The following is a 22959-nucleotide window of genomic DNA, read 5'->3' on the forward strand; positions in this document are numbered from 1 at the left end:
CTTTATCCTTCTAGTGGCGGATGCGCGGGTTGATCAGGCCGTAGAGCAGGTCGACGATGAGGTTCACGACCATGATGATGCCGGCGATCAGGAGGAGACCTCCCTGGATGACCGGGTAGTCACGACGGAACACGCTGTCGACCATCCACTTGCCGATACCCGGCCAGGAGAAGATCGTTTCGGTGAGGATAGCGCCTGCGAGCATGACGCCGATCTGCAGGCCGATCGTGGTGATGACCGGGATCATCGCGTTGCGCAGCGCATGCAGTCCAACGACGCGGAAGGGCGAGAGGCCCTTGGCGCGTGCCGTGCGGATATAGTCTTCCGACAGGACTTCGAGCATGGCCGAGCGCGTCTGACGGGCGATGACGGCGAGCGGAATTGTGGCAAGCACGATCGTCGGCAGGATCAGATGGCTGGCGGCCGAGGCGAAGGCACCCTTCTGACCCGACAGGAGGCTGTCGATCAGCATGAAGCCCGTGACCGGCGGGAAGAAGTACATCAGCGAGATACGACCCGATACCGGTGTCCATTGCAGGATGCCGGAAAACAGGATCATCAGCAGAAGGCCCCACCAGAAGATCGGCATGGAATAGCCGACGAGGGCGATGCCCATCATGGTCTGGTCGAAGAAGGAGCCACGCTTGATGGCAGCGATGATACCGGCGGGAACGCCGATGGCGACGGCCAGAAGGATCGCACAGAGGGACAACTCGACCGTTGCGGGGAACAGCGCGAAGAACTGGTCGATGATCGGGCTTTTCGAGACGATCGATGTGCCGAAATCACCGGTCAGGACGCCACCGAGATAATCGAAGTACTGGATGACGAGCGGACGGTCGAGACCGAGCTGCGCACTGATCTGTGCATGACGCTCGGGCGACATAACGCGCTCACCGGAGAGCAGCGCAACCGGATCGCCGGGGAGAAGCCGGATGAAAGCGAAGGCAATGATCGAGACGCCGATAAAGGTCGGGATCAAGACGGCGAGCCGTCGCAGGAGAAAGCCAAACATGTGTGAGACCTGTTGTTTTTAAGGAGGTCGAACCACGGCCCCGTGGCCGTCTGAGGTTTGCCAGAACCGCTCCGCCTGAGCGTTCGAGCATGACGCGAGATCGGTCTCGTATCAACGACAAACGCCGCGGGCCAAGGCCCGCGGCGAAAGATTGTCTGTTTCGATTACTCGGCGATGTCGACGTTTTCGAAGGTGAAGTCGCCAAGCGGGCTCTGGACGAAGCCAGTGACTTCCTTGCGCATCGGGACGATCGAGAGCGAATGGTCGATCGTGGCCCAAGGTGCTTCGCGCTTGAAGACGAGCTGTGCTTCTTCGTAGAGCTTGGTGCGCTCGGCCTGGTCGGAGGTGACCTTGGCCTTCTTCACCAGGGCGTCGAACTCCTCGTTGCACCACTGAGCGCGGTTGTTGCCACCGACGGCAGAGCAGCCGAGCAGCGTGTCGAGGAAGTTGTCCGGGTCGCCGTTGTCGCCGGTCCAGCCGAGCATGACGGCACCGTCACGATCCTTGGCCTTCGAACGGTCGAGATACTCGGCCCATTCGTAGGAGACGATCTCGACGGTCACGCCGATCTTGGAGAAGTCGTCCTGGATGATTTCAGCGGCGCGACGTGCGTTCAGCATGTAGGGACGCGAAACCGGCATTGCCCAGACCTTCATCGAAAGGCCGGTGACACCAGCGGCTTCGAGTTCGGCCTTGGCGGCTTCCAGGTCATACGCGTCGTCCTGGGTGGACTGGTTGTAGGACCACATGGTCGGCGGGATCGGGTTCTTGGCCGGAGTCGCCATGCCCTGGAATACGGCGTCGACGATGGCTTCCTTGTTGATCGCCTTGTTCAGAGCCTTACGGACTTCCGGCTTGTCGAAGGGAGCCTGGGTCGTGTTGTAGGCGAGGTAAGCCACGTTCAGGCCTTCCTGCTCCATCACGGTCAGAGCCGGATCGGACTTCATGGTCTCGACATCGGCTGCGTTCGGGAACGGCATCAGGTGGCATTCGCCAGCCTTGAGCTTCTGGTAGCGAACGGCAGCGTCCGTGGTGATTGCGAAGACGAGATCGTCGATCTTCGGCGCGCCACCCCAGTAGTCGGCGTTCTTCTTGTAACGAATGACGGCGTCCTGCTGGTAGCCGACGAAGGAGAACGGACCGGTGCCGACCGGCATCTGGTTCAGCTGTTCCTTCTTGCCTTCAGCTTCGAGCTTGTCGGCATATTCCTTCGAGACGATCGAAGCGAAAGGCATTGCGAGGTTCGCGAGGAACGGCGCTTCCGGCTTGTTGAGCGTGATCTTGACAGTCATGTCATCGACCTTCTCAATCGTCTTGATCAGCTCCGGGAAGCCCATGCCAGCGGCATATTCCCAGGAGGTGCCAGCAACATACTGGTTCCACGGATGATCGGCCTTCAGCTGACGGTCCAGCGAGAAGATCACGTCGTCAGCGTTGAAATCACGCGACGGGGTGAAAAAGTCGGTCGTGTGGAACTTGACACCCGAGCGGAGCTTGAAGGTGTATTCGGTGCCTTCGGCGTTGACTTCGTAGCTCTCGGCGAGACCGGCTTCTGCTTCCGTCGTGCCCGGCTTGAATTCCATCAGACGGCTGTAGATCGGATGGGCGGAGGCGTCGAAGGTGGTGCCGGCGGTGTACATGCCGGGGTCAAAACCTTCCGGCGAACCTTCCGAGCAATAAACGAAGGTCTTGGCGCTTGCCGCGCCCGACAGGAAGGTTGCCGCTGCAAGGGCTGCGGCAGCAAGTGCGAACTTGGTTTTCATGAGCAGTCTCCCAAAGGCGAAGGGCGTGCGCCTTCGCCGGTTCTTTTGGTCCCGCGGCGCGTGGATCGCGCCCGTGTTTTGTGAAGGTCGGGGTCAACCGGTCTTCCGGCGATCGAAGGGCTTCCAGCCGCGCGTCGTAATCTGACAAGCAGCAGAGGTCGTCCACCCGATCACTGATGGAGTGTCTTATCGCCTTCGGAAACGTTGTAAAGAGAGATTCGGCTCAATTCCGTCACAGAATTGGTCTGGTTTTCGCCACAATCGCTGTTCGGCAGCTCAATTGTTTTGTGAGGCGACAGGGCTCACTGCGAACTCATCGGAAATTAGAGATCCTTGATAGCCCTTGAGAATCAAGGCCGCATCGGTTGATGCGTCGCAATAAGACAAGCACTCTCGGCCCTGCTGAGGCGGTCTAGCAATGGAAAGAAAATTTATCAACCAATCAAAAAAAACAATGAAATCGGTGGCCTCCACCACCGCAAAAAGGGGGAGAGGAGGAGGGGCTTGGGGATCCCCTCCCCCTCTCCTTCGGTCACGCTTTGTGGGGAGAGCGACCGAAGAAGAAAGCATAGGCTGCGGGCAGAACCAGAATGGTCAGGACGGTTGCAACAAGAATGCCACCCATCATTGCGTAAGCCAGCGGCCCCCAGAAGATGCCGCGTGAAATCGGGATCAGCGCGAGGACTGCGGTCAGCGCCGTCAGCATGATGGGGCGGAAACGACGCACAGCCGAGCCGATGATCGCTTCACGTCGTTCCATGCCGGCTGCGATGTCCTGGTCGATCTGATCGATCAGGATGATCGAGTTGCGGATGATGATGCCAAGCAGGGCAATGACGCCGAGGATTGCGACAAATCCGAAGGGGGCTCCGGAGATGAGGAGTGCGGCGGCGGCCCCGATGATGCCGAGCGGTCCGGTCGCCAGCACCAGCATGGCCTTGCCGAAATGCTGCAACTGGATCATCAGCAGAACCACGATGACCAGCAGCATGATCGGCGCCTTGGCCGCGATCGAATTCTGACTTTCGGCGCTGTCTTCCGCACCGCCCTGGATCTCGATCGCGTAACCGGCGGGCAGACTGTCGCGCAAGGACTGCATTTCGTCGAACATCTTCAAGGTGACATCGTTCGATTGCACACCATCCGGCAAAGTGGCGCGCACTGTAATCGTCGGCAAACGATTGCGTCGCCATTCGATCCCCTGCTCCAGCTTCGGAACGACCTTGGCGATCTGCGACAAGGGAATGAAAGCGCCGAGATCGGTCGGGACATAGATCGAATTGACTGCCGTCAACAGGCGGCGACTATCCTCCGGCTCCCGGGCCACGATCGAGATCGTTTCCTCACCGGCGCGAACGTCGGCGAGTGGCGCACCGCTCATCGTCGCCTGCAGCATCTGGCGCAGGCGCTGGGACGAGACGCCGAGGGCACGGGCACGATCCTGGTCGACGACCAGCGTCATAGCGGGGACAGGCTCAAGCCAATCGTCGTGGACAGCCTGCAGGATCGGGTTCTGGTTGAAGCGCGCCTTCACCTGATCGGCAATGCGACGCACCTCGTCCCGCTCCGGTCCGCTCACACGCATCTGCACGGCCCAACCGGTCGGCGGCCCCAGGAAGAGCCGATCGACCTTGCCCCGCACTGAGGGAAAGTCTTCCGCCAGCTTCATGCGCAGCTTGGTGATCAGGCGTTCGCGCGCATCCTCATCCCTCGCCATGACCAGAAGCTGGGCATAGTTCGGATTGCGCAACTGTTGGTCGAGCGGCAGGAAGAAGCGCGGCGCGCCCTCGCCCACATAGGTTGCGACGAAGCGCTGATCCGGATCGGTCAGCAGTTCCGCTTCGAGGCGCTGGGCCTCCGCCTCGACTTCCTTGATCGAGGTGCCCTCGGGCAGCCACATGTCGACAAGGATTTCCGGGCGGGACGATTGCGGAAAGAAGTTCTTCGGGATGAACTGGAAGGACCAGAGGCTGACCGCAAAGATGGCGAGCGTCGAGACGATCACGATGATGCGGTGCTCCACGGCCCAGGAGACGGTCGCGCGGAGGCGACGGTAGAACCGGGTGTCGAAAGCGTCGTGATGGCTGCCGGCATGCGCCCTCTGCTTCAGGATCATGTAACCGAGCCAGGGCGTGAAATACACGGCAACGAACCAGGAAATGATGAGCGAGATGCCCACGACATAAAACAGCGAGCGGACATATTCACCGGCGGTCGATTCCGCAAAGCCAACCGGGATGAAACCGGCCGTGGTGATCAGCGTTCCGGTCAGCATCGGGAAGGCTGTCGAGGAATAGGCAAAGCTCGCCGCATCCAGCTTCTCGAGCCCTTCCTCCAGTTTTCGCTCCATCATCTCCACGACGATCATGGCGTCGTCGACCAGAAGGCCGAGCGCGATGATGAGGGCACCGAGCGAGATACGCTGCAGGTCGAGCCCGAGTTCGTACATGACGGCGAAGGTCGCGGCGAGCACCAGCGGGATGGCGATCGCAATCACCAGACCAGAGCGCCAGCCGATGGAGACGAAGGAGACGACGAGCACGATCAGCAGGGCTTCGCCGAGCGCCTTCATGAATTCGCCGATCGCCTCACGAACCACTTCCGGCTGGTTGGAAATCTGCGAGACCTCCAGACCGATCGGCAGGGTCGCCTCGAAGCGCTCCAGGGTCTCCTCCACGGCATCACCGACATCGGTCACCTTGAAGCCCTTGGCCATGACGACGCCGACCTGAACGGAATCCTTGCCGTTGAACCGGAACTTGCGCTGATAGGGATCTTCCAGACCTTCGGTGACAGTGGCGATATCACCCAGACGCGTGACCTGGTTGCCGGAATTGAGGCGCAGTTCGCGGATGTCTTCCGCGGCGGAGAAACCGCCATCGACGGATATGCGAACCGATCTGGATCCCGTGTCGATGCTCCCCGTGGCATCGATCGCATTCTGGCCGGCAAGCGCACTTTGCAGATCGGTGAAGGTCAGCCCACGTTCGGCGAGCGCCTGGGAGGATACTTCGATGAAGATCTTCTGCGGTTGGTCGCCGAGGATCACGGCCTTTTCGACACCCTCAGTGGACAACAGAACATCGCGTGCCTGGATCGCGTATTGCTTCAACTCGGGATAGCTGTAGCCATCGCCGGTCAGGGCATAGAGCGTGATGTAGGTATCGCCGAACTCGTCGTTGAAGTAAGGGCCCAACAAGCCTTCGGGCAGTTCGTTTTCGATGTCGCCGACTTTTTTACGCACCTGATAGAAGGCATCGGCCACGTCGTTGGCATCGGTGTTGCCCGTCACCTGCAGCGTGATGATCGCCGAGCCCGGCCGGGTGTAGGACTTGACCCAGTCCAGATAGGGCGTCTCCTGCAGCTTGCGCTCGATCTTGTTGACCACCTGATCCTGCATGTCGGCCAGCGATGCGCCCGGCCAGAAGGCCTGCACCACCATGACGCGGAAGGTGAAGTCAGGATCTTCCTTCTGGCCCATGCGCATCAGTCCGAAGAGACCCGTGAGGATGATCAGGCCGAAGAGGAAACGGGCAATGCTGGGATGAGCGATGGCCCAACGGGACAAGTTGAACGAGCCCGGTTCGACAGGAGAGTTTGCCATGATTGAAATGTCCCGAAGGTAGGGGGCGCGCTGGGCTTACCGGGTGGCGGCGTCGGGCGTGACGGTGGCGGTTGTCTGATCAGCCTCGGCCGACCGCGACAGGTTCTCGTTGGCCAGCCGAACCTTCATGTCTTCCGCCATGAACTGCGTGCCTGCCACGACCACGAGGTCGCCGGGTTTCAAACCTGCAGACACCTGGATCCCCGTATCGGAAAACGTGTCGATCGTGACCGGTCGCGCATGAACGGTCGCGGCGGTGCGGTCGACGGTCCAGACTTTCGGCTGCTTGGCGGCATCCTGGGCAAGGGCGGACAGCGGCAGCTCGAACAGATTCTTGTCCGACGGCGCAAGCGCCGTGACACGCGCGGTCATGCCGAGCAGGATCTGCGGATTTTCGGGAAGCGTGATGCGCACGGCAAAGGTTCGCGACGTAGCATCCGCACTGCCGGCAACTTCGCGAACGGTTCCCTTGAGGGCAAGGCCATCCTTCGACCAGAAGCCTACCTCGACCTGCTTGCCTGGAGCGAATGCGAAGATCTCATTCTCCGGCACTGCGATCAGCGCTTCCTTCTCGCCGTCGGCGGCGACCGTGACAACAGGGCTGCCTGCTGCCACGACCTGGCCTGCATCAGCACTGATGGCGGTGACGATGCCCGGCTTGTCGGCCTTCAGCTCGCCATAGGCGACCTGGTTTCGCGCCTGCTCCAGCGAAGAACGCTGGCTGTCGCGGGTGGCGAGGGCCTGGTTATAGGTGAGTTGCGCCTGCTCGAGCTGCGCCTTGGTCGTCACCTGCTGGCGGTAAAGGGCATCGGCGCGCTTGAGAGCGAAATCGGCCGTTTCCAGCTGGCGGTCGGCTGCGGCAAGGCTCGCCTCGGCACTGCGCATCTGCAACTGGTAATCCGTCACGTCGAGACGCGCCAGCACGTCACCCGGCATCACACGATCGCCGATATCGACCAGGCGCTCGATGATCTTGCCGGCCACCCGAAAGCCGGCGGCAGCTTCGCTGCGCGCCTTTACCGTTCCGGAATAGCGCAATTCGCGCGCGGTCGAGGGCGCCTCGACCTCGATCACCTTCACGGGGCGAAGGCTTGGCTGCTCCACCGTTTCCGCACCGCCTTCCGTGCAGGCGGCGAGCCCGAAGGCGGCGAAAAGGGACAATGCACTCAGGGACAGGCGGACGCTGGCGGACATAGTGGTTCCTCCCCGGCGGGGTCTCAGACTTTGAGGGCTCGGATGGCGAATTCGGTCAGATCTTCCGGACCGGCGCGATTGGTCTTGCCGATACATTGGGCGACCATCTGGGGATGGTGCAGTGGCGAGGTCGCCGCGCCGAAACAGCGCGCCGCATGGGCCGGGTCGCCCTTGGCGAACTCTCCCTTTTCCATGCCTTCCGTAATGATGTCGGTCAGGATGGCCTGGATTTCGTCGATGTGCTTGTCGATGACGCCCCAGCTCTGCTCGATCGCGGCCACGACCATGTCATGCACCTTGCGCTCATCGAGCATGGTGGCCACGGTGAACTCGAAATGCATCATGGAATAGCGGCGCAGCCTTTCCTCCGCACTGACCGGAAGGGCGGCGATGGACTGGGCGATTGACAGGCTCTGATGCAGGAGGCGGGCACAGACCCCCTCCAGCAACTCGCTCTTCGAGCCGAAGAACCTGTAGATGTTGGCCGGCGACATGCCGAGTTCCTTCGCCACATCGGCGACGGTCGTCTTGCTGTATCCGTAGTGACGAAATTGCCCCTCCGCCGCCTCAAGGATGCGGGTGGCCATATCGGCTGTTTCGGTTGACTGCACTGTGCTCGGGGTCATGATGATTTACGACTGACGATTTTTGAATTTCGTCAGTCGTAAATCAAAAATCGTCACTGGTCAATCGGCTTTGTTAAGCGATGCGTGAATTGAGCAGAGGCGAGAGGCCTCACGAGAACAATGGCAAGCAGGGACAAGAAGCGCCATACAGCCTAAAGAAAGAGCTAAAATGCAGATGTGGCGCGTGACTTTTTAAGGACGCCGAAACGAACGCTTTGGGTCAAAGCCTGTGGGGTGACGACCAATATTACGTTTGGGAAGTTTGAAGAAAAATGGTGCCCGGAGGCGGATTTGAACCACCGACACGCGGATTTTCAATCCGCTGCTCTACCAACTGAGCTATCCGGGCATCTCGGCTTGTTTTCCAAGCCTGCCGGTCTTTCTTTCAAGACCGCCGGGGCATGTCCCCGGGAGCGAGCGGGGTTATAACATCTTGTTCGGCCATGTCCAGCGGCTTCGGCCACTTTTTTGAAGAAGATGTGAAAATCGCTGAAAGGTGAACGAGAACAAGGGGATCGGGGGAGGTCGCGAACACGCTTTACGATCGGCTAGCGATCAGTCGCGGTAGTCGTCGTCCGCCTTGGACTCGTCGTCGGCAACCGGGATGGCATAGGAGCCCTTCAGCCAGCGCGAGAGGTCGAGATTTCGGCAGCGGTCGGAGCAGAACGGGTAATTGTCCCGCGTCGACGGGCGGCGGCATTCGGGGCATGGCCGCGCCTTGCGCAGCGGCTCGACCTTGGCGGTCCGCTGTTCGTCTCCCTGCGACATCGTCAGCCCTCCGTCCAGCCGGTGTGCACGTCATAGCCTTCGCCGGAGAGCATCTGCAGCGTCTCGAAGAGCGGCAGGCCGACGACATTGGTGTAGGAGCCGACGATCTTCTGGACAAAGCTGCCGGCAATACCCTGGATGGCATAGGCGCCGGCCTTACCGCGCCATTCGCCTGACGCAAGGTAGCATTCGATGTCGTAGCCTGACAGGCGCTTGAAGCGGACCTTGGTCTCGACGATCTTCTGGCGCTGCTTGCCATCGGGGCCGATCAGGCAGACGCCGGTGAAGACCCAGTGGCTGCGACCCGAGAGCAGATGCAGCGCCGAGGAAGCCTCCTGCATCAGTTCCGCCTTCGGCAGAATGCGGCGGCCAACCGCGACCACGGTGTCGGCGGCCAGGATATAGCTGCCTCCCCAGGTCAGATCCTTGCGCACCTGCTGATAGGCGGCGTTGGCCTTGTCCGCAGACAGGCGACGGGCAAGCGAGCGGGGATGTTCTGATTTCTTGGGCGTCTCGTCGAGATCCATCGGCATGAGACGCGCAGGCTCGATGCCGGCCTGCTTCAGGAGATCCACGCGACGCGGCGACCCGGAGGCCAAAATCAGCTTCTGTCTCAGTTCCATGCGTGCGCGATCCTAAAGCCCCGGTGCGGTCCCAAGGCTTACTTGAAGCGGTAGGTGATACGGCCCTTGGTCAGGTCGTAAGGGGTCATCTCGACCAGGACCTTGTCGCCTGCGAGAACGCGGATGCGGTTCTTGCGCATGCGGCCGGCGGTATGGGCGATGATTTCATGTTCGTTTTCGAGCTTCACACGGAAGGTGGCGTTCGGCAGCAATTCGGTGACGACGCCGGGGAATTCGAGGACTTCTTCTTTTGCCATAGAGCGGTTGTCTTTCCTGGGGTTTTGGAGGGGCGCACGAGGGGCCCCTGAAAATGTGGGCGGAAACTACACAATCGCCCGGCATTTGTGAACCTTGTAGATTCGGCTTTTGGAATTTGTTTCAAGAGAGGTGAAACCACCGCTATTCCGGCGGAAGCACCAGCCTTTCACGGATCAGCTTTGTCAGGCGATCCCGTACATCCCGGTAGGCGGAAAGCCGCTGTTCGCGGCTGCCCGTTTCAACGGTCGGATCCGGCATCGGCCAATACTCGACCTCGACTGCGGAGTGGCGCGTCAGCTCCAGGGCTGAATGATGCGCCTCGGGCGTCAGGGTGATCACGAGGTCGAAGTAGTCGTCTTCCATATCCTCCAGCGTCTGGGGCTGGCGGCGGCCGAGCGAAAGGCCGATCTCGTCGAGCACGACATCGACAAAGGCATCGCGCTCGCCTTTCTTCACGCCGGCAGAGGCGACCCAGGTGCCGGACGGCAGGGCCTGCTTGGCGATCGCCTCCGCCATGGGGCTGCGAATGACGTTCTGGCCGCACATGAAGAGGACAGCGCCCGGCCGCGATTGGCGGCGGCTCTCGTTTGCGCCCTCGGTCATCGGCTCTAGCCCCGCCAATAGAGCACGCAGACCAGGGTAAAGAGACGGCGGGCCGTATCGAAATCGAGTTTGATCTTGCCCGAGAGCCTGTCCATCAGCGTCTGCGAGCCGTCGTTGTGGATGCCCCGACGTCCCATGTCGATCGCCTCGATCTGTGAGGGGGTCGAGGAACGGATCGCCTCGTAATAGCTCTCGCAGATCATGAAGTAGTCCTTGATGATCCGCTGCAGGGGCGTGAGCGAGAGGATGTGGACGGCCACGTCCTCACCACTCTCCGTCTTGATCGAGAAGACGAGCTTGCGGTCGACCAGCGACAGGTAGAGCTTGTAGGGACCGCCGGCATGACCGACGGGCTCGAAGGAATTCTCCTCGATCAGATCAAAGATGGCGACCGCCCGCTCATGCTCGACATCAGGGGTCGAGCGCCCGATGGTCTCGTCCAGCACGACATCTGAGAGCCGGAAGTCGCCCGCCGCCATCCTCTAGTCCCCGAGATTGAGCCGGATGGAAACGGAACGCGCATGGGCCTCAAGGCCTTCGGATTTCGCCAGCGCGATGGCCGCCGGTGCCAGCTTGCGCAGCTGCTCCGGTCCGAGCCGCAGGATCGAGGTGCGCTTGACATAGTCCAGAACACCCAGCCCCGAGGAGAAGCGCGCCGAGCGCGCCGTCGGCAGAACGTGGTTGGACCCGCCGACATAATCGCCGATCACTTCGGGCGTATGGCGACCTACAAAGATCGCACCGGCATTGCGGATGCCTTCGATTAGGGGTTCCGGATCGTCGACGGCCAGTTCCAGATGTTCGGCGGCGATGCGGTTGGCGAGCGGAATGGAATCTTCCAGCTTCTCGACCTTGATGATCGCACCGAAATCGCGCCAGCTGGCGCACGCCGTCTCTGCACGCGGCAGCGACTTGAGCTGGCGCTCGAGGGCGGCTTCGACCGCCTCGCCCAGCGCGCGGTCATCGGTGATGACAATCGACTGGGCGCCGGGGTCATGCTCGGCCTGGGCCAGCAGGTCGGCCGCCAGCCAATCCGGATCATTGTCCTTGTCGGCAATGATGAGAACTTCGGATGGGCCGGCAATCATGTCGATACCGACCGTACCGAAGACCTGGCGCTTGGCAGCGGCGACATAGGCATTGCCCGGGCCGACGATCTTGGCGACGGGGGCGATCGTCTCCGTGCCATAGGCGAGTGCCGCCACGGCCTGAGCGCCGCCGATGCGGTAAATCTCGGTAACGCCGGCAATACTGGCCGCCGCGAGAACCGTCGGGTTGATGGCGCCGCCGGTTGCCGGCACGACCATCACGACACGGGGAACGCCTGCCACCTTGGCCGGCAACGCATTCATCAGCACCGAGCTCGGATAGCTCGCGGTGCCGCCGGGCACATAGAGGCCGACGGCATCAATTGCCGTCCAGCGAGAGCCGAGGCCCACCCCGATTGCGTCTTCGTAGATGTCGTCTTTCGGCATCTGCCGGGCGTGATGGCGTTCGATGCGTTCGGCAGCAAGCTTCAGCGCGTCGATGAGTTCCGGCGCGGTGGAGGCGAGTGCGTCTGCAATTTCTTCTTCCGTCACCCGCATGGAGACGGTCGAAAAATCCACGCCATCGAAGCGTTTGGAGTATTCGGCAAGGGCCGCGTCGCCGCGCGCGCGCACATCGTCGATGATCTTGCGCACGACATCGTTGACGTCGTCGGATACCTCACGCTTGGTCGTCAGGAAGGCAGCAAAATGCGCCTCGAAATCCCCCGATGCCTGATCCAGCCAGATTGCCACGCCCCGTAATTCCCTCTTCGCATTCTCAATTCAAAGAACCACGCAGCAACCTGCGCGGAGAAGCCTTTTCAGCCCGCTTCGTGTTCCGGCCGGGCCATGGTCTCCCAGGCGCCACCGGTATCGGCAAGTTGCGCCTCGATGCATTCCACCTCCAGCGCGATCATGCCACCGCCGGCCAGCACGAGTTCGACAACGCCTTCCGGCCCCTCACCCTTCGGCACGTAGCGGATCGCGAGCAGGCTCATGACTTCCTCCGCCTTGCCGCGGTCGAAACCGATCGAGCGTACGGCTTCCACACGCTTGAAGCTCAAGGCCGCGCGGCGGCGCTCGAAGCTTTTCGTCGCACGCGCCGCCTTTTCCCAGACGAAACGGTTGGCCGCCAGCGAAAACAGACCCGAGCGAGCCGAAAAACTGAGATCGCCGACCTTGAAGACGGCATCCTGCATATGGGCCGAGATGATCGCGAGATCATCATTGTCGAGCGCCAGAAGCTTCAAGTCCGTCATGTCACCTCACCGTGCCGCCCGAAGACGGCCTTCCTGTCGAATTTCATGTTTTCGACATAGGTTGCGGCTTGTCCAGTGGCAACGGGGCAAAAAGACTTTTCGCCCCGTATCGCTCAGAAAGAGATGATGCCCGGCAGGATCAGTCGCTGATGCGCTCGACAACGGCGCCGCAGCGGGTGAGCTTTTCTTCAAGCCGTTCAAAGCCACGGTCGAGGTGGTAGACGCGGGAAACCATGGTTTCACCTTCGGCGGCCAGGCCGGCAATGACCAGCGACACGGAAGCGCGCAGATCGGTTGCCATGACCGGTGCGCCGCGCAGGCGCGAAACGCCCTCGATGCGGGCTGTCTGGCCCGACAGCGTGATCTTTGCGCCAAGGCGGGCGAGCTCCTGCACATGCATGAAGCGATTTTCGAAGATCGTCTCGGTGACATGCGAGACGCCGTTGGCGCGGGTCATCAGACCCATGAACTGCGCTTGAAGGTCGGTCGGGAAACCGGGGAAGGGTTCGGTGACGATATCGACCGGACGGATCGCGTCACCATGGCCGATGACGCGGATGCCGCCCTCAACGGCCGAAACTTCGGCGCCGGCGCGGCGGATCGCTTCAATTGCGGTGTCGAGCAAGCCAAGCTCGGTGCCCGCGAGCGTCACGTCGCCGCCGGTCATGGCGACCGCCATGGCATAGGTGCCGGTCTCGATGCGGTCAGGCAGAACGCGGTGACGCGCGCCGGAGAGGCTCGGCACACCTTCGATGGTGATGGTGGAGGTGCCGGCGCCGGATATCTTGGCACCCATGGCGATCAGGCAGTTGGCGAGATCGACGACCTCGGGCTCGCGGGCGGCGTTGCCGATCACAGTGGTGCCGCGGGCGAGCGAGGCTGCCATCAGCATCACATGCGTCGCGCCGACCGAGACCTTGGGGAAGGTGTAGCGGGCGCCGATCAGGCCGCCCTTCGGCGCCTTGGCATTGATGTAGCCGCCGTCGATTTCCATCTCGGCGCCGAGCGCCGTCAGCCCCTCGATGAAGAGATCGACCGGACGCGTGCCGATGGCGCAACCACCGGGCAGCGAAACGCGGGCCTGCCCCTCGCGGGCGAGCAGCGGACCGATGACCCAGAAGCTGGCACGCATCTTCGACACCAGCTCATAGGGTGCCGTGGTGTCGGCGACAGTGCGGCAGGTGAAATGCACGGTGCGCGAATAGGAACCGTCCTGATGTTCGCGGCGACCGTTGACGGCGATATCAACCCCGTGATTGCCGAGAATGCGGATCAGGCCTTCGACGTCTGCCAGATGCGGCACGTTTTCCAGCGTCAGCGTGTCAGAGGTCAAGAGCGACGCGATCATCAGGGGAAGCGCTGCGTTCTTGGCGCCGGAGATCGGGATGATCCCGTTCAACGCATTGCCACCAACAATCCTGATGCGATCCATGAGAGCCTGCGATACGGGCGAGAAATGCCCGCCTTTCCTGAAGAAGGTGTGAGGGGAAGCCAATCCGGCGAGGCTGGCTCTTTAGACGAAAACCACGAGCGGTTCAATTGACGCCGCAACGCTCGGTTAATCACCGGGTTTGGACGAATTTGCGGCAGGATCGGATTTGTCCGCCTCCGCTTCCGCATGCCCGGCCTCGCGGCCCATATCCTGCGATGCGGCGCGCGCAGCCGGCAGACCGACGCCATCCTCAGCCTCACCGGCCCGACGCGCACGCGACTGCTGCTTGCGGCGGGCAAGATTTTCTCTGAGCTTGGCGGCAGCCCGCTCACGGCGGCGCGCTTCCGCATCAGAGAGCGCACGTTTTCCACGATCGGCGAGCGGCGCGGCTTCGGGCCGGCCTTCGTCCGCTTCGCCCTTGTTTTCCGGGTCATTTGTCATGAGCGGGTGATATCCGATCGGATAAAAATCGGAAAGTCCCTTCACATCCCGTCACAAAACTTGGCCGCCCGAACGCTTTATGGCTTGCGCACCCCAAAACTCTGTGGCAATAGGCGCCTCGTTCCGGGCGGCACACAATCTCCGCCCGCCAGATGCTGCTATAGCTCAGGGGTAGAGCACTCCCTTGGTAAGGGAGAGGCCGAGAGTTCAAATCTCTCTAGCAGCACCATTTCCCGCAAAACAAATCGCGCTTTCCAAAACCTCGTATCGCGCACGAGTCCGTGTACCGTGGCTGCGCGCTTCCGCGCGGATAGGACCGGCGACGACGCCTCTAGCGCAGCCCGGCTTCCTGTTCCATCATTTCGGCAACTCGCCGGCGTTCGGCTCTGGACGTGATCTGCCGTGCGAATACCTGTGTCGGGATCAGTGTGATTTCCTCTGCCTTGTTTCGCTTGAGACGGAATGATCTTTCGGCCGCCACGACGCGGTCGTGCCATGTGTAACTGCCGACAGCGAGCACGGACAGCCTATGCGCGGCGGCGAGTTCTTGCCGAGCGTCTCCCGTTTCAATCACGCTGGACAGCAGGTCCTCGAAGGAACCGAGATCGAGGAAATCGCCGCTACGCAATGGGCCCTGCACAAGTTCACTGCGTCGATCCGAGGGCGAAAACCCTGCGCGGTCGGTTTCACTCAGGGAGTAAATCTGCTCGCGGTCGGGGTAGGAAAGCCGCAAGAACACCGCCTGAACGAAAATAGTCTCGGAGCTCATGTTTGTGACGATACAACGCGCCGCGACAGTATCACCGCCTCCCCTGGTGATCAGGATCTTGGGTCGGATCTGATGCCGGTAGCTCGAATAGAAAAGATGCAGATAGAGCATCCAGACGCCCAGCATCGCAAGGCTCGACAGCGCTGAAACGATTGCATGATTTTCCTTCAGCCAGAACCACATGGCGCCGCTCCCTTTCGTTTCCGAACGACTCTCGGGAGAGAAAGTTTCCGCCGTCAGAAAGACTGGTTGAACGCTCGAAGATGAAGGGCGTCGGCCGAGCGGCGCACCACCTCGGCCACTTCCATCAACTGCTTGGCGATCGGGCTCGTCCTGCGCCAGATCATGCCGATCGTGCGTGAGGGTTGGGGATCGGCGAAACGGGCGATCGAGACGTCGGCCGAGCGGGTTTCGACCGGCATGGCGATCTCCGGGATCAGCGTCACGCCGATGCCGGCGCCGACCATCTGGACGAGGGTCGAGAGCGAGCTGCCATCCAGGATCTCGCGCGGACGCACCGCGCCGATGTCGCAGAATGAGAGCGCCTGCTCCCGGAAGCAGTGCCCTTCCTCCAGAAGCAGAAGCCGCATTTCGCGCAGCATCTCGCGGTCCGGAACCGGCTTTTCAGCATCCTCCTTCGGGCGAACCAGAACGAAGTTTTCCTCGAAGAGTGGCGTTTCGGTCATGGCCGGCTCCGAGACCGGCAGTGCCACGATCGCCGTATCCAGCCGCCCCTCCGCCAGTTCCTGCAAAAGCTTCGGCGTCACCGTTTCGCGCACGTGAATGTCGAGATCGGCGTTTTCGCGGGTGAGCGCCGAGATCATGCCCGGCAGCAGATAGGGCGCGACCGTCGGGATGACGCCGATACGCAGGCGTCCGACGAGATGCTTGCGATGGGCGCGGGCGAGATCACCCAACTCGTCGACCGACCTCAGGATGTCGCGCACGCGCAGGAGAAACTCCTCCCCGAAGGCGGAGAGACGAAGCTGGCGGGCGGCACGCTCGAAGAGTTCGGCGCCGAGCGCCTCCTCGAGATCCTTGATCTGGACCGAGAGTGCCGGCTGGGAGATCGCGCAGTCTTCGGCAGCGCGTCCGAAATGGCCGTGACGGGCCAGCGCCTCGAAATAGCGGAGCTGGCGAAGGGTGAAATTGATCATAACCTTTTCCTATGGAACTGATCACAATTTCCAAATTACATTAATCGAAATGGTTTGCTAGAACAATTCCAGATGACGTCGTCGGGTCGCCTTTAAGGGGGCGATCCTTTAGCCTGTGACCACACGGATCCGGGCAACGGCGGGTCAGGCGGGATGTCCCGCCGACAGTTCATCGGCTTGTGATGCTGACATGCTCTTCAAGGCGCGTCAGCGATCCGATCCTGGACAAGCGGGTACTTCAAGGAGGCAAACATGGATACCATGAGCAACAAAAACGCCGGCAAATGTCCGGTGATGCACGGCTCGAACACCGAAAGCGGCGCAAACGTCATGGCCTGGTGGCCAAATGCGCTGAACCTCGACATCCTGCACCAGCACGACACCAAGACCGATCCGATGGGCAAGGGCTTCAATTACCGTGAAGCCGTCAAGCAGCTCGACGTCGCCGCATTGAAGGCGGACATGAAGGCCCTGCTGCGGGACAGCCAGGAGTGGTGGCCGGCTGACTGGGGTCACTACGGCGGCCTGATGATCCGTCTCGCCTGGCATTCTGCCGGCTCCTACCGTCTGGCCGACGGCCGTGGCGGCGGCGGCACCGGCAATATCCGTTTTGCTCCGCTCAACTCCTGGCCTGACAATGCCAGCCTCGACAAGGCGCGCCGCCTGCTGTGGCCGCTGAAGAAGAAGTACGGCAACAAGATCTCCTGGGCCGACCTCATCCTCTTTGCCGGTACCGTTGCCTATGAAGACATGGGTCTGAAGACCTTCGGCTTCTCCTTCGGCCGTCCCGACATCTGGGGCCCGGAAAAGGACGTCTACTGGGGTGCGGAAAAGCAGTGGCTTGCCCCTTCCGACAGCCGCTACGAAGACGTGACCAAGCCGAACACGATGGAAAACCCGCTCGCCGCCGTGCAGATGGGTCTCATCTACGTGAACCCGGAAGGTGTGAACGGCAAGCCTGATCCGATGGCGACCGCCGCTCAGGTGCGCGAGACCTTCGCCCGTATGGCGATGAACGACGAAGAGACCGCAGCGCTGACCGCTGGTGGCCACACCGTCGGCAAGGCACACGGCAATGGTGATGCCCAGGCACTCGGCGTCGAGCCGGAAGCCGGCGACCTGGAAAACCAGGGCTTCGGCTGGATGAACCCGAACCAGAATGGCAAGGCAAGCCTCGCCGTGACCTCGGGCATCGAAGGCGCATGGACGGCCAATCCGACCGTGTTCGATATGGGCTATTTCGAGCTGCTGTTCGGCTACGACTGGGAACTGACGCACAGCCCGGCCGGTGCACAGCAGTGGCAGCCGATCGGTATCCGCGAAGAGCACATGCCGGTGGACGCCACCGACCCCACGATCCGTCGCATGCCGATGATGACCGATGCCGACATGGCCATGAAGGTAGACCCTGCCTACCGCGCCATCTGCGAAAAGTTCATGGCGAATCCGGCCTACTTCCAGGACACGTTTGCCCGCGCCTGGTTCAAGCTGACCCACCGCGATCTCGGTCCGAAGGTTCGCTACATTGGTCCGGAAGCTCCGACCGAAGACCTGATCTGGCAGGACCCGATCCCGGCTGGCGCCAAGAACTACGACGTCGGCGCCGTCAAGGCGAAGATCGCAGCTTCCGGTCTGTCGATCGCCGAACTGGTTGCCACAGCCTGGGACAGCGCCCGGACCTACCGCCAGTCCGACATGCGCGGCGGTGCAAACGGTGCCCGCATTCGTCTCGCCCCGCAGCGTGACTGGGAAGGCAATGAGCCGGCCCGTCTCGGCAAGGTTCTCTCGGTGCTCGAACTGATCGCCGAGGAATTCGGCGCAAGTGTCGCGGACGTCATCGTGCTGGCCGGCAATGTCGGCATCGAGAAGGCGGCCAAGGCTGCCGGTTACGATGTAACCGTGCCGTTTGCCGCTGGTCGTGGCGACGCGACTGCCGAGCAGACGGATGCCGCAAGCTTCGCCCCGCTCGAGCCGCTGGCCGATGGCTTCCGCAACTGGACCAAGAAGGACTACGTCGTCAGCCCCGAAGAGATGCTGCTCGACCGCGCCCAGCTCATGGGTCTGACGGGCGCTGAAATGACGGTGCTGCTCGGTGGTCTGCGCGTGCTCGGCACAAACTATGGCGGCACCAAGCATGGTGTCTTCACCACCCGCGAAGGTCAGCTGACGAACGACTTCTTCGTCAACCTGACCGACATGGGCTTCACCTGGAAGCCGACGGGCAAGAACTCCTACGACATCTGCGACCGCAAGACCGGTGAGAAGAAGTTCACCGCGACCCGCGCCGATCTCGTCTTCGGTTCGAACTCGGTCCTGCGTGCCTATGCGGAAGTTTACGCCCAAGACGACAACCAGGAGAAGTTCGTGAAGGACTTCGTGGCTGCCTGGGTCAAGGTGATGAACGCCGATCGCTTCGATCTCGAAGCCTGAAAGCTACGGCAACGAGCAACGAGCCTCGTGCCCCGAGGCTCGGAACCGCTAGAAGAAGCCGGAGATGCAGCCGCCTCTCCGGCTTTTTGCTGTTTCAGCGCAGGAAGGCGCGGAAGCGGCGCAGGGACAGGACGAAGAAGACGGCCGAGATGGCGAGCAGCGCCAGGATCTGCGGCCAGACGACATCGAGCCCGGCATCCCTGAAGAGAACCGCCTGAGCCATGATGACGAAATGCGTGTTGGGTGCCGCCGACATGATCCACTGGATCACCTCGGGCATGCTTTCGCGCGGCGTCATGCCGCCCGACAGGATCTGCAATGGCAGAAGAACCAGCATCAGCAACAGACCGAACTGCGGCATCGAACCGGCGACCGTGGCGAGAAAGATGCCCATGGATGTCGCGGCAACCAGTTGTAGCGCTGCCCCGATAAGGAAAAGGGTCATGGAGCCCTGAAGGGGCACGTTTAGCGCGCCTTGCACGACGACGAAGAGCGAGAACATCGTCGCCAGCAGCACGACCAGCCCCATACACCAGATCTTGCTCAGCATGATCTCCGCAGGCGTGACCGGCATGACGAGGAGATGTTCGATCGTGCCGTGCTCTCTCTCCCGGATCAGGGCTGCACCGGTCAGGATGATCGACAGCATGGTGACGGCAGAAATCACTTCATTGATCGCGCCGAACCAGCCTTTGTCGAGCTCGGGATTGAAGCGCGCCCGGAGCGACAGACCGACGCTCACCTGGTCCGCTGGGTCTCCCCGGCTGAGGAAATCCGTCACTTCACGCGTGACGATTTCCTGAATGTACCTGCCGCCGGAAAAGGCCTGGGTCATCTGGGTCGCATCTACATTGAGCTGGATCTGCGGACTGCGACCGGCCAGAAGATCGCGCTGAAAACCGGGCGGAATGTCGAGCACGAAGGTGTCGAGGCCGGCATTCATGCGGGGATCGATTTCGGCCGGTGTGATCATCTGCGGGGGCAGGAAATAAGGCGGGTAGAGCGCGCTTTCGATGCGCAACGAGACTTGCGACCGGTCCTCGTCGACAATCGCGACCGCCGCCTTGTTCAGCGTCTCGGGCTCGGCGGTTGCGGCCGTGTAGATGTTCAAGGTGAAGGCATAGACGATCAGGAGCAGCAGCGCCGGGTCCCGGGCGAGACCGCGGAGTTCCTTGATGCCGAGCTCAAAAATGTTCGCCAGCCGCATGGGTCAGACCGCCTGTTTCTTGAGGAGCAAGGTCCCTGCGGCCAACAGAAGCGGACCGATGATTGCGAGCGCCAGCAGTTGAGGCTCGAGATCAGCGAAGGTCAGCCCCTTGGAGAAGACACCGCGCGAGATGGTGACAAAATGGCTCGCCGGATAGATCTGCCCGATCAGAGCCCCTGCCCCTTGCAGAGCCGAGACCGGCGACAGCATGCCGGAAAACTGGACTGCCGGGATGATCGTGATCAGCGTGGTGCCGAAGATCGCGGAGATCTGGCTTTTCATGAAGCTCGACAGGAGGAGACCGAGCGCGGTTGCGGCAAAGACGTAGAGCAAGGCTCCCAGCGCCAGAACCGCAAAGCTTCCGGTGAGCGGCACCTGGAAGCCGAAGACGGCGAAGGCCGTTAGGATCAGGAAATTCAGGAAGGCGATGCCGATATAGGGCAGTTGTTTGCCGAGCAGAAATTCGAGACGCGTGACGGGCGTGACGTAGAAATTGATGATCGAGCCGAGTTCCTTTTCACGCACCACGCTCAACACCGACAGCATGGCCGGAATGAGCATCAGCAGGAGCGGGATCACAGCCGGGACCATCGAGACCAGGCTTTCCACATTCGGATTGTAGCGATAGCGCAATTCGATCTCGAAGGGCGCCAGAGTGGCCTTGTCGCCATAGAGTTCGCGCGCCTTGCGGGCGAGCCAGGTCGCGTGCATGCCCTGGACATAACCCGAGACGGTTTCGGCCCGAGCCGGCATCGCGCCGTCGATCCAGGCACCCACGTCGACAGTGCGATTGCCGCGGGCAAGATCGCGGCCGAAGCCTGGCGGGATCTCGATCGCGAGACTGATGTCGCCAGCGCGCATGCGGCGATCGAGTTCCTGGTAGTCGGCCAGTGGCGGACGCTCGATGAAATATCGGGAACCGGCGATCTCCGCGATGTATTCCCGGCTCAAGACCGTGTCGTCGCGGTCGAGTGCGGCGAAGGTCAGGTTCTCGACATCGAGATTGATGCCATAGCCGATGACGAACATCAGGATGAGGCTGCCGAGCATGGCAAGCGTCGCTCGAATAGGGTCACGGACAAGCTCCAACGCTTCGCGACGGCTGAAGGCGAGCAGCCGGCGACGATCAAGCAGCGGGCGATGACGTTTCACTTCCGTCGATGGCGCGGGCGCTGAGATTGCAGCGTCTTCAACCTCGCCAGAGCGAAAAGTGGGTACGACTTCTTCGCCGATCGCCTGCTCCAGATGATGGATGAAGGCCTGCTCCAGGTTTTCGGCGCCACAGCCTGAAACGATTGCCTCGGGCGTATCAGTGACCAGAACCTTGCCGGCATGCATCAGCGAGATCCTGTCGCACAGTGCCGCCTCGTTCATGAAATGGGTCGAGACGAAGATGGTCACGCTGTCGCGCCGGGAGAGGTCGGCCAGCAAAGCCCAAAAGCCGTCGCGCGCCACCGGATCGACACCCGATGTGGGTTCGTCGAGGATCAGGATGTCGGGACGGTGGATCAGGGCGACGGCGAGCGACAGCCTCTGGCGTATCCCGAGCGGCAGAGCATCGGGCAGTTCTTCCAGCGTCTCGACCAAGCCAAATCGGTTCGCCAGTTCCTTCAGCCGCGGCCCAATTTCGGCATCCAGCATCCCGAAGAGACGGCCATGCAGTTCGAGGTTCTGCCGGAGCGTCAGTTCGCCGTAAAGCGAGAAGGCCTGGCTCATATAGCCGACGCGGCGGCGGATCGCGATGTCCTTAGCATCGACTGGATGGCCGAAGACCTCCGCCCTGCCCTCGGTCGCGGCCAGCAGCCCCGTCAGCATTTTCATCGTCGTCGTCTTGCCGCAGCCGTTCGAACCGAGAAAACCGAAGATCTCGCCGCGCGGGATCTCGAAACTGACATCATCGACGGCGGTGAAATCACCGAAGCGCATGGTCAGATGATCCGCACGGATCGCGATGTCGCCGCCATCCGCCTCAGAACGTTTCGCAATCCGCAGCGGTTCGTTTCGACCGCGCTTCTCCTGAAGCAGCAAGGCGACGAAGGCAGCATCGAGTGTCGTGGTTGCCGTTCTCTTCCGCAACTCGTCCGGGGTCCCCGTATCCAGTATGCGCCCGCCGTCCATGGCGACCAGCCAGTCGAAGCGCTCGGCCTCTTCCATGTAGGCAGTCGCCACGATGACGCTCATGCCGGGACGGTCGGCCCTGATGCCGTCGATCAGTTCCCAGAACTGCCGGCGCGACAATGGGTCGACGCCAGTCGTCGGTTCATCAAGGATCAGAAGATCGGGATCGTGAATAAGGGCGCAGCAGAGACCGAGCTTCTGTTTCATACCGCCCGATAACTTCCCTGCCGGACGATCAGCGAAGGGCGTCAAGCCGGTGGCGTGCAAGAGGCCGGCAATGCGTCGCTCGCGCTCGCGCCGGTCCTGGCCGAACAGGCGGCCGAAGAATTCGACATTTTCGAAGACCGAGAGCGTCGGATAGAGGTTCTTGCCCAGTCCCTGCGGCATATAGGCGATGCGCGGGCAGGATCTGCGGCGGTGCGAGGCACGCGCCATGTCGCCGCTGAAGACCTCGACCCGACCTGTCTGGATTTTGCGGGCGCCGGAAATGAGCGACAGGAGGCTCGACTTGCCGACGCCGTCAGGGCCGATCAAACCAACCATACGGCCTGCCGGCACATCCAGCGAGACATCGTTGAGCGCCAGCGTCTTGCCATAGGCAAGGCTTACCCCTTGAAGGCGCACGACAGGATCGTCCGATCGCGTTTGCGCCACGCCGTTCATG

19 protein-coding genes and 2 tRNA genes are annotated in these 22959 nt (G+C 61.7%); 2 read left to right on the forward strand and 19 right to left on the reverse strand.

What is annotated here, in order from left to right; all coding sequences use genetic code 11:
• Positions 1–10: 10 nt before the first annotated feature.
• The 15 genes from QWE_RS19520 to QWE_RS19590 form a co-directional block, all read right to left on the reverse strand.
• The gene (locus QWE_RS19520; RefSeq protein ID WP_006727901.1) at positions 11–1015 is read right to left on the reverse strand and encodes an ABC transporter permease subunit; all 1005 of its coding nucleotides are present in this window, start codon (positions 1013–1015) and stop codon (positions 11–13) included.
• 164 nt (positions 1016–1179) lie between these two features.
• Positions 1180–2778 (reverse strand): ABC transporter substrate-binding protein, encoded by a 1599-nt coding sequence (locus QWE_RS19525; protein ID WP_006727902.1) that lies wholly within the window; start codon positions 2776–2778, stop codon positions 1180–1182.
• A 532-nt stretch (positions 2779–3310) separates the two neighbouring features.
• Positions 3311–6382, reverse strand: coding sequence for an efflux RND transporter permease subunit (locus QWE_RS19530; protein WP_006727903.1), 3072 nt, complete (start codon positions 6380–6382; stop codon positions 3311–3313).
• 36 nt (positions 6383–6418) lie between these two features.
• Positions 6419–7576 (reverse strand): efflux RND transporter periplasmic adaptor subunit, encoded by a 1158-nt coding sequence (locus tag QWE_RS19535; protein WP_006727904.1) that lies wholly within the window; start codon positions 7574–7576, stop codon positions 6419–6421.
• 23 nt (positions 7577–7599) lie between these two features.
• Positions 7600–8202 carry a TetR/AcrR family transcriptional regulator gene (locus QWE_RS19540; protein WP_052018234.1) on the reverse strand — a complete coding sequence of 201 codons (603 nt, stop codon included), beginning with the start codon at positions 8200–8202 and terminating at the stop codon, positions 7600–7602.
• A gap of 273 nt (positions 8203–8475) precedes the next feature.
• Positions 8476–8551: transfer RNA gene (locus QWE_RS19545), tRNA-Phe, on the reverse strand.
• Positions 8552–8757: 206 nt separating this feature from the next.
• Positions 8758–8970 carry a DNA gyrase inhibitor YacG gene (yacG, locus tag QWE_RS19550; RefSeq protein ID WP_006727906.1) on the reverse strand — a complete coding sequence of 71 codons (213 nt, stop codon included), beginning with the start codon at positions 8968–8970 and terminating at the stop codon, positions 8758–8760.
• A gap of 2 nt (positions 8971–8972) precedes the next feature.
• Positions 8973–9593: a Maf-like protein gene (locus tag QWE_RS19555; RefSeq protein WP_006727907.1), complete on the reverse strand. Its 621-nt coding sequence runs from the start codon at positions 9591–9593 to the stop codon at positions 8973–8975.
• Between the two features lie 38 nt (positions 9594–9631).
• Positions 9632–9850 carry a translation initiation factor IF-1 gene (gene infA / locus QWE_RS19560; RefSeq protein ID WP_004435948.1) on the reverse strand — a complete coding sequence of 73 codons (219 nt, stop codon included), beginning with the start codon at positions 9848–9850 and terminating at the stop codon, positions 9632–9634.
• Between the two features lie 142 nt (positions 9851–9992).
• A complete protein-coding gene (locus QWE_RS19565) occupies positions 9993–10454 on the reverse strand; it encodes an arsenate-mycothiol transferase ArsC (RefSeq protein WP_006727908.1) in 462 nt (153 codons plus the stop codon).
• 5 nt (positions 10455–10459) lie between these two features.
• A complete protein-coding gene (locus QWE_RS19570) occupies positions 10460–10933 on the reverse strand; it encodes a UPF0262 family protein (protein WP_006727909.1) in 474 nt (157 codons plus the stop codon).
• A 3-nt stretch (positions 10934–10936) separates the two neighbouring features.
• A complete protein-coding gene (gene hisD / locus QWE_RS19575) occupies positions 10937–12235 on the reverse strand; it encodes a histidinol dehydrogenase (protein ID WP_006727910.1) in 1299 nt (432 codons plus the stop codon).
• A 68-nt stretch (positions 12236–12303) separates the two neighbouring features.
• Entirely contained in the window at positions 12304–12741 is a 438-nt protein-coding gene (locus QWE_RS19580; protein WP_006727911.1) for a DUF2948 family protein, read from the reverse strand.
• 139 nt (positions 12742–12880) lie between these two features.
• Positions 12881–14173 carry a UDP-N-acetylglucosamine 1-carboxyvinyltransferase gene (gene murA, locus QWE_RS19585; RefSeq protein ID WP_006727912.1) on the reverse strand — a complete coding sequence of 431 codons (1293 nt, stop codon included), beginning with the start codon at positions 14171–14173 and terminating at the stop codon, positions 12881–12883.
• A 126-nt stretch (positions 14174–14299) separates the two neighbouring features.
• Positions 14300–14614 carry a hypothetical protein gene (locus QWE_RS19590; protein WP_240532590.1) on the reverse strand — a complete coding sequence of 105 codons (315 nt, stop codon included), beginning with the start codon at positions 14612–14614 and terminating at the stop codon, positions 14300–14302.
• 154 nt (positions 14615–14768) lie between these two features.
• Here QWE_RS19590 and QWE_RS19595 point away from each other — a divergent pair.
• Positions 14769–14843 (forward strand) — tRNA-Thr (locus tag QWE_RS19595).
• A gap of 102 nt (positions 14844–14945) precedes the next feature.
• Here the strand turns inward: QWE_RS19595 and QWE_RS19600 are convergent.
• A complete protein-coding gene (locus tag QWE_RS19600) occupies positions 14946–15566 on the reverse strand; it encodes a hypothetical protein (protein WP_006727914.1) in 621 nt (206 codons plus the stop codon).
• A 53-nt stretch (positions 15567–15619) separates the two neighbouring features.
• On the reverse strand, positions 15620–16540 hold the full coding sequence (locus QWE_RS19605; protein ID WP_006727915.1) for a hydrogen peroxide-inducible genes activator: 921 nt from the start codon (positions 16538–16540) through the stop codon (positions 15620–15622).
• 252 nt (positions 16541–16792) lie between these two features.
• Here QWE_RS19605 and katG point away from each other — a divergent pair, with 252 nt between their 5' ends.
• Positions 16793–18970, forward strand: a complete 2178-nt coding sequence (gene katG / locus QWE_RS19610) for a catalase/peroxidase HPI (protein ID WP_006727916.1) — start codon at positions 16793–16795, stop codon at positions 18968–18970.
• A 94-nt stretch (positions 18971–19064) separates the two neighbouring features.
• On the opposite strand, the gene QWE_RS19615 is transcribed toward katG, so the two are convergent.
• Positions 19065–20177, reverse strand: coding sequence for an ABC transporter permease (locus QWE_RS19615; RefSeq protein WP_006727917.1), 1113 nt, complete (start codon positions 20175–20177; stop codon positions 19065–19067).
• A 3-nt stretch (positions 20178–20180) separates the two neighbouring features.
• Positions 20181–22958 carry a ribosome-associated ATPase/putative transporter RbbA gene (gene rbbA, locus QWE_RS19620; protein WP_006727918.1) on the reverse strand — a complete coding sequence of 926 codons (2778 nt, stop codon included), beginning with the start codon at positions 22956–22958 and terminating at the stop codon, positions 20181–20183.
• Between the last annotated feature and the right edge of the window lies 1 nt (position 22959).

Source organism: Agrobacterium albertimagni AOL15 (assembly GCF_000300855.1).
GTDB lineage: Bacteria > Pseudomonadota > Alphaproteobacteria > Rhizobiales > Rhizobiaceae > Allorhizobium > Allorhizobium albertimagni.

Excerpts from the sequence above, each read along its gene's own strand:
- QWE_RS19540 (WP_052018234.1), bottom strand. The coding sequence starts at position 8,202 with ATGACCCCGAGCACAGTGCAGTCAACCGAAACAGCCGATATGGCCACC.
- QWE_RS19565 (WP_006727908.1), bottom strand. The coding sequence starts at position 10,454 with ATGACCGAGGGCGCAAACGAGAGCCGCCGCCAATCGCGGCCGGGCGCT.
- yacG (WP_006727906.1), bottom strand. The coding sequence starts at position 8,970 with ATGTCGCAGGGAGACGAACAGCGGACCGCCAAGGTCGAGCCGCTGCGC.
- rbbA (WP_006727918.1), bottom strand. The coding sequence starts at position 22,958 with ATGAACGGCGTGGCGCAAACGCGATCGGACGATCCTGTCGTGCGCCTT.
- QWE_RS19580 (WP_006727911.1), bottom strand. The coding sequence starts at position 12,741 with ATGACGGACTTGAAGCTTCTGGCGCTCGACAATGATGATCTCGCGATC.
- QWE_RS19615 (WP_006727917.1), bottom strand. The coding sequence starts at position 20,177 with ATGCGGCTGGCGAACATTTTTGAGCTCGGCATCAAGGAACTCCGCGGT.
- QWE_RS19525 (WP_006727902.1), bottom strand. The coding sequence starts at position 2,778 with ATGAAAACCAAGTTCGCACTTGCTGCCGCAGCCCTTGCAGCGGCAACC.
- QWE_RS19535 (WP_006727904.1), bottom strand. The coding sequence starts at position 7,576 with ATGTCCGCCAGCGTCCGCCTGTCCCTGAGTGCATTGTCCCTTTTCGCC.
- murA (WP_006727912.1), bottom strand. The coding sequence starts at position 14,173 with ATGGATCGCATCAGGATTGTTGGTGGCAATGCGTTGAACGGGATCATC.
- katG (WP_006727916.1), top strand. The coding sequence starts at position 16,793 with ATGGATACCATGAGCAACAAAAACGCCGGCAAATGTCCGGTGATGCAC.
- infA (WP_004435948.1), bottom strand. The coding sequence starts at position 9,850 with ATGGCAAAAGAAGAAGTCCTCGAATTCCCCGGCGTCGTCACCGAATTG.
- QWE_RS19590 (WP_240532590.1), bottom strand. The coding sequence starts at position 14,614 with ATGACAAATGACCCGGAAAACAAGGGCGAAGCGGACGAAGGCCGGCCC.
- QWE_RS19570 (WP_006727909.1), bottom strand. The coding sequence starts at position 10,933 with ATGGCGGCGGGCGACTTCCGGCTCTCAGATGTCGTGCTGGACGAGACC.
- QWE_RS19555 (WP_006727907.1), bottom strand. The coding sequence starts at position 9,593 with ATGGAACTGAGACAGAAGCTGATTTTGGCCTCCGGGTCGCCGCGTCGC.
- QWE_RS19600 (WP_006727914.1), bottom strand. The coding sequence starts at position 15,566 with ATGTGGTTCTGGCTGAAGGAAAATCATGCAATCGTTTCAGCGCTGTCG.
- QWE_RS19605 (WP_006727915.1), bottom strand. The coding sequence starts at position 16,540 with ATGATCAATTTCACCCTTCGCCAGCTCCGCTATTTCGAGGCGCTGGCC.
- QWE_RS19520 (WP_006727901.1), bottom strand. The coding sequence starts at position 1,015 with ATGTTTGGCTTTCTCCTGCGACGGCTCGCCGTCTTGATCCCGACCTTT.
- QWE_RS19530 (WP_006727903.1), bottom strand. The coding sequence starts at position 6,382 with ATGGCAAACTCTCCTGTCGAACCGGGCTCGTTCAACTTGTCCCGTTGG.